The organism is Amycolatopsis pithecellobii (assembly GCF_009707865.1).
Lineage (GTDB): Bacteria > Actinomycetota > Actinomycetes > Mycobacteriales > Pseudonocardiaceae > Amycolatopsis_E > Amycolatopsis_E pithecellobii.
This window is the reverse complement of record NZ_WMBA01000123.1, coordinates 1-5,273: the sequence shown is the minus strand read 5'-3', so window position 1 is coordinate 5,273 and position 5,273 is coordinate 1. Positions and strand designations below refer to the sequence as shown.

At 56.4% G+C, this 5,273-nt stretch carries 3 rRNA genes; all 3 read right to left on the bottom strand.

The window, feature by feature from the left end:
- Positions 1-8: 8 nt before the first annotated feature.
- The 3 genes from rrf to GKO32_RS37510 all read right to left on the bottom strand — a co-directional run bounded on the left by rrf (position 9) and on the right by GKO32_RS37510 (position 5,224).
- Positions 9-125, bottom strand: a 5S ribosomal RNA gene (rrf, locus tag GKO32_RS37520).
- Positions 126-247: 122 nt separating this feature from the next.
- A 23S ribosomal RNA gene (locus GKO32_RS37515) occupies positions 248-3,355 on the bottom strand.
- Positions 3,356-3,698: 343 nt separating this feature from the next.
- A 16S ribosomal RNA gene (locus tag GKO32_RS37510) occupies positions 3,699-5,224 on the bottom strand.
- The 16S, 23S and 5S rRNA genes sit together here, the layout of an rRNA operon.
- Positions 5,225-5,273: the final 49 nt, after the last annotated feature.

The window sequence follows — 5,273 nt, the reverse complement described above, 5'->3', positions numbered from 1 at the left end:
GAAAAGAAGTTCGGCGGTGTCCTACTCTCCCACACCCTGGCGGGTGCAGTACCATCGGCGCTGGTGGGCTTAGCTTCCGGGTTCGGAAAGGGACCGGGCGTTTCCCCACCGCCAAAACCACCGAAACACTAGCGAACACAACATGTGTGTCCAAAACTAGAGAATGAAGTTATCAAACAGTGTGTCCCACCATTCGTGGAACAGGGTGTGGTGTTTCAGGACCGGAGAGTGGATGCGTAGCAGCTTCGTGGGCAAGTCCTCGGCCTATTAGTACCAGTCAACTCGAAAACACATTACTGTGCGTCCATTCCTGGCCTATCAACCCGGTCGTCTACCGGGAGCCTTACCCCACAAAGGGTGGGAGACCTCATCTTGGAACAGGCTTCCCGCTTAGATGCCTTCAGCGGTTATCCCTCCCGAACGTAGCCAACCAGCCATGCCACTGGCGTGACAACTGGCATACCAGAGGTTCGTCCGTCCCGGTCCTCTCGTACTAGGGACAGCCTTCCTCAAGTCTCCTACGCGCGCGGCGGATAGGGACCGAACTGTCTCACGACGTTCTAAACCCAGCTCGCGTGCCGCTTTAATGGGCGAACAGCCCAACCCTTGGGACCTACTCCAGCCCCAGGATGCGACGAGCCGACATCGAGGTGCCAAACCATGCCGTCGATATGGACTCTTGGGCAAGATCAGCCTGTTATCCCCGGGGTACCTTTTATCCGTTGAGCGACACCCCTTCCACCAGGAGGTGCCGGATCACTAGTCCCGACTTTCGTCCCTGCTCGACCCGTCAGTCTCACAGTCAAGCTCCCTTGTGCACTTACACTCACCACCTGATTGCCAACCAGGCTGAGGGAACCTTTGGGCGCCTCCGTTACCCTTTAGGAGGCAACCGCCCCAGTTAAACTACCCACCAGGCACTGTCCCTGAACCGGATCACGGTCCCAGGTTCAGATTCCCAATCCGACCAGAGTGGTATTTCAACAACGACTCCACCACCACTAGCGTGATGACTTCACAGTCTCCCACCTATCCTACACAAACCGAACCGAAAACCAATACCAAGCTATAGTAAAGGTCCCGGGGTCTTTCCGTCCTGCCGCGCGTAACGAGCATCTTTACTCGTAATGCAATTTCACCGGGCCTGTGGTTGAGACAGCCGGAAAGTCGTTACGCCATTCGTGCAGGTCGGAACTTACCCGACAAGGAATTTCGCTACCTTAGGATGGTTATAGTTACCACCGCCGTTTACTGGCGCTTAAATTCTCACCTTCACCCCCAAAGGGGTTAAGCGGTCCTCTTAACGTTCCAGCACCGGGCAGGCGTCAGTCCATATACATCGTTTTACAACTTCGCATGGACCTGTGTTTTTAGTAAACAGTCGCTTTCCGCTGGTCTCTGCGGCCAACTCACCCTAGTACGCTAGGTACCTCAAGTGCTTTGGCCCCCCTTCTCCCGAAGTTACGGGGGCATTTTGCCGAGTTCCTTAACCACAGTTCACCCGAACGCCTCAGTATTCTCTACCTGACCACCTGTGTCGGTTTAGGGTACGGGCCACACATGTTCTCGCTAGAGGCTTTTCTCGACAGCATAGGATCACTCACTTCACCACAACGGCTACGCATCACGCCTCACCCTATAGAGCAGCGGATTTACCTACCACTCGGGCCACACGCTTACACCAGTACAACCACTCACTGGCGGAGCTACCTTCCTGCGTCACCCCATCACTCAACTACTACACACTCAGGCCCCACGCTCACCACTCTCAGTCCGAAAACCTCCAGCAGCTCGGGTGGTTAGTATCATGCGCCTCGCCCTTGTCGACCATGCGCGGGTACGGGAATATCAACCCGTTGTCCATCGACTACGCCTGTCGGCCTCGCCTTAGGTCCCGACTCACCCTGGGCAGACAAACTTGACCCAGGAACCCTTGGTCATCCGGCGGCAGAGATTCTCACTCTGCAATCGCTACTCATGCCTGCATTCTCACTCCCACACCCTCCACAACTCGCTTACGCGGCTGCTTCACCGGGCGCAGGACGCTCCCCTACCCACCACAACAGTCGTTAAACCTTATGTTGTCGTGACACGGCTTCGGCGGTGTGCTTAAGCCCCGCTACATTGTCGGCGCAGGACCACTTGACCAGTGAGCTATTACGCACTCTTTCAAGGATGGCTGCTTCTAAGCCAACCTCCTGGTTGTCTGGGCAATCCCACATCCTTTCCCACTAAGCACACACTTCGGGGCCTTAGCCGGTGTTCTGGGCTGTTTCCCTCTCGACGACGAAGCTTATCCCCCGCCGTCTCACTGCCACACTCTCACATGATGGTATTCGGAGTTTGGTTGACTTCGGTAACCCGGTCAGGCCCCTAGGCCACCCAGTAGCTCTACCCCCACCATGAAACATGCGACGCTGCACCTAAATGCATTTCGGGGAGAACCAGCTATCACGGAGTTTGATTGGCCTTTCACCCCTACCCACAACTCATCCCCCAGGTTTTCAACCCTGGTGGGTTCGGCCCTCCACACCGTCTTACCGGCGCTTCAGCCTGGCCATGGGTAGATCACTCCGCTTCGGGTCTAGACCACGCAACTACAACGCCCTATTCAGACTCGCTTTCGCTACGGCTACCCCACCACGGGTTAACCTCGCCACGCAGCACTAACTCGCAGGCTCATTCTTCAAAAGGCACGCCATCACCACTGCAATCCAAAGACCACAGCGCGGCTCTGACGGCTTGTAGGCACACGGTTTCAGGTACTCTTTCACTCCCCTCCCGGGGTACTTTTCATCTTTCCCTCACGGTACTAGTCCGCTATCGGTCACCAGGAAGTATTTAGGCTTACCGAGTGGTCCCGGCAGATTCACAGCAAATTCCACGAGCTCGCTGCTACTCGAGAACACCACCACACCACAATCAACACAGTTTTCGCGTACGGGACTCTCACCCACTCCGGTTGTCCATCCCAGAACATTCCACTAACCATGCAACGCAGCGCTCAACGTGTCAGCATTGAGAAGATGAGTCTCACAACCCCAAATGCGCAACCCCTGACAGGTATCACACACACCTGGTTTAGCCTCCTCCGCTTTCGCTCGCCACTACTCACGGAATCATTAGTATTTTCTCTTCCTACGGGTACTAAGATGTTTCACTTCCCCGCGTTCCCTCTCACAACCCTATATATTCAGGTCGGAGTGACCGTCCATAACGACGGCCGGGTTTCCCCATTCGGACACCCTCGGATCACAGCTCGGTTGACAGCTCCCCGAGGCTTATCGCAGCCTCCCACGTCCTTCATCGGCCCCTGATGCCAAGACATCCACCATGCGCCCATAAAAACTTGACCACAAAGATGCTCGCATCCACTCTCCAGTTCTCAAACACCACACCCAGAAACAACCACCACAACCACCACAGGCAAGAAAACCCTCACCCCGGCAGCCCCAGGCGTGTTGCCTCAGGACCCAACAGTGCGCCAGGAACATTTACACACCAACCCCGATAAACCTTTCCACACCCACACAAGAAGGCAGTACTCAGCACACCAGCAAGCCGGCATCCAAACATCAACCAGTAGGTCCACAATTCCTTGAGCGTCTGGAACAGCACCACGATCGGGCACTGAGTTCCAGCCACCCCATCCACGACAAGGTCACCCCCACCATGGACGGATGTGTTGTGCTCCTTAGAAAGGAGGTGATCCAGCCGCACCTTCCGGTACGGCTACCTTGTTACGACTTCGTCCCAATCGCCAGTCCCACCTTCGACCACTCCCTCCCCGAAGGGTTGGGCCATGGGCTTCGGGTGTTACCGACTTTCATGACGTGACGGGCGGTGTGTACAAGGCCCGGGAACGTATTCACCGCAGCGTTGCTGATCTGCGATTACTAGCGACTCCGACTTCACGCAGTCGAGTTGCAGACTACGATCCGAACTGAGACCGGCTTTAAGGGATTCGCTCCACCTCACGATATCGCCACCCTCTGTACCAGCCATTGTAGCATGTGTGAAGCCCTGGACATAAGGGGCATGATGACTTGACGTCATCCCCACCTTCCTCCGAGTTGACCCCGGCAGTCCCCCACGAGTCCCCACCACCCCGAAGGGCGTGCTGGCAACATAGGGCAAGGGTTGCGCTCGTTGCGGGACTTAACCCAACATCTCACGACACGAGCTGACGACAGCCATGCACCACCTGCACACAGACCACAAGGGAAACCACATCTCTGCAGCTGTCCTGTGCATGTCAAACCCAGGTAAGGTTCTTCGCGTTGCATCGAATTAATCCACATGCTCCGCCGCTTGTGCGGGCCCCCGTCAATTCCTTTGAGTTTTAGCCTTGCGGCCGTACTCCCCAGGCGGGGCGCTTAATGCGTTAGCTACGGCACGGACAACGTGGACGTCACCCACACCTAGCGCCCAACGTTTACAGCGTGGACTACCAGGGTATCTAATCCTGTTCGCTCCCCACGCTTTCGCTCCTCAGCGTCAGTATCGGCCCAGAGACCCGCCTTCGCCACCGGTGTTCCTCCTGATATCTGCGCATTTCACCGCTACACCAGGAATTCCAGTCTCCCCTACCGAACTCAAGCCCACCCGTATCGAATGCAGAACCGGAGTTAAGCTCCGGTCTTTCACACCCGACGCAATGAGCCGCCTACGAGCTCTTTACGCCCAATAATTCCGGACAACGCTCGCACCCTACGTATTACCGCGGCTGCTGGCACGTAGTTAGCCGGTGCTTCTTCCCCAAGTACCGTCACTCCCGCTTCGTCCTTGGTGAAAGAGGTTTACAACCCGAAGGCCGTCATCCCTCACGCGGCGTCGCTGCATCAGGCTTCCGCCCATTGTGCAATATTCCCCACTGCTGCCTCCCGTAGGAGTCTGGGCCGTGTCTCAGTCCCAGTGTGGCCGGACACCCTCTCAGGCCGGCTACCCGTCGTCGCCACGGTAGGCCATCACCCCACCGTCAAGCTGATAGGCCGCGGACCCACCCCACACCGAAAAAACTTTCCACCCCACACCATGCGGCACAAGGTCCTATTCGGTATTAGACCCAGTTTCCCAGGCTTATCCCAAAGTGCAGGACAGGTTATCCACGTGTTACTCACCCGTTCGCCACTCATCCCCGGCCAAAACCGGATCAGCGTTCGACTTGCATGTGTTAAGCACGCCGCCAGCGTTCGTCCTGAGCCAGGATCAAACTCTCCAACAATGACAAGTTCGATCGACTCGAAAATCAATCTCAAAGGAACCCACAAAAA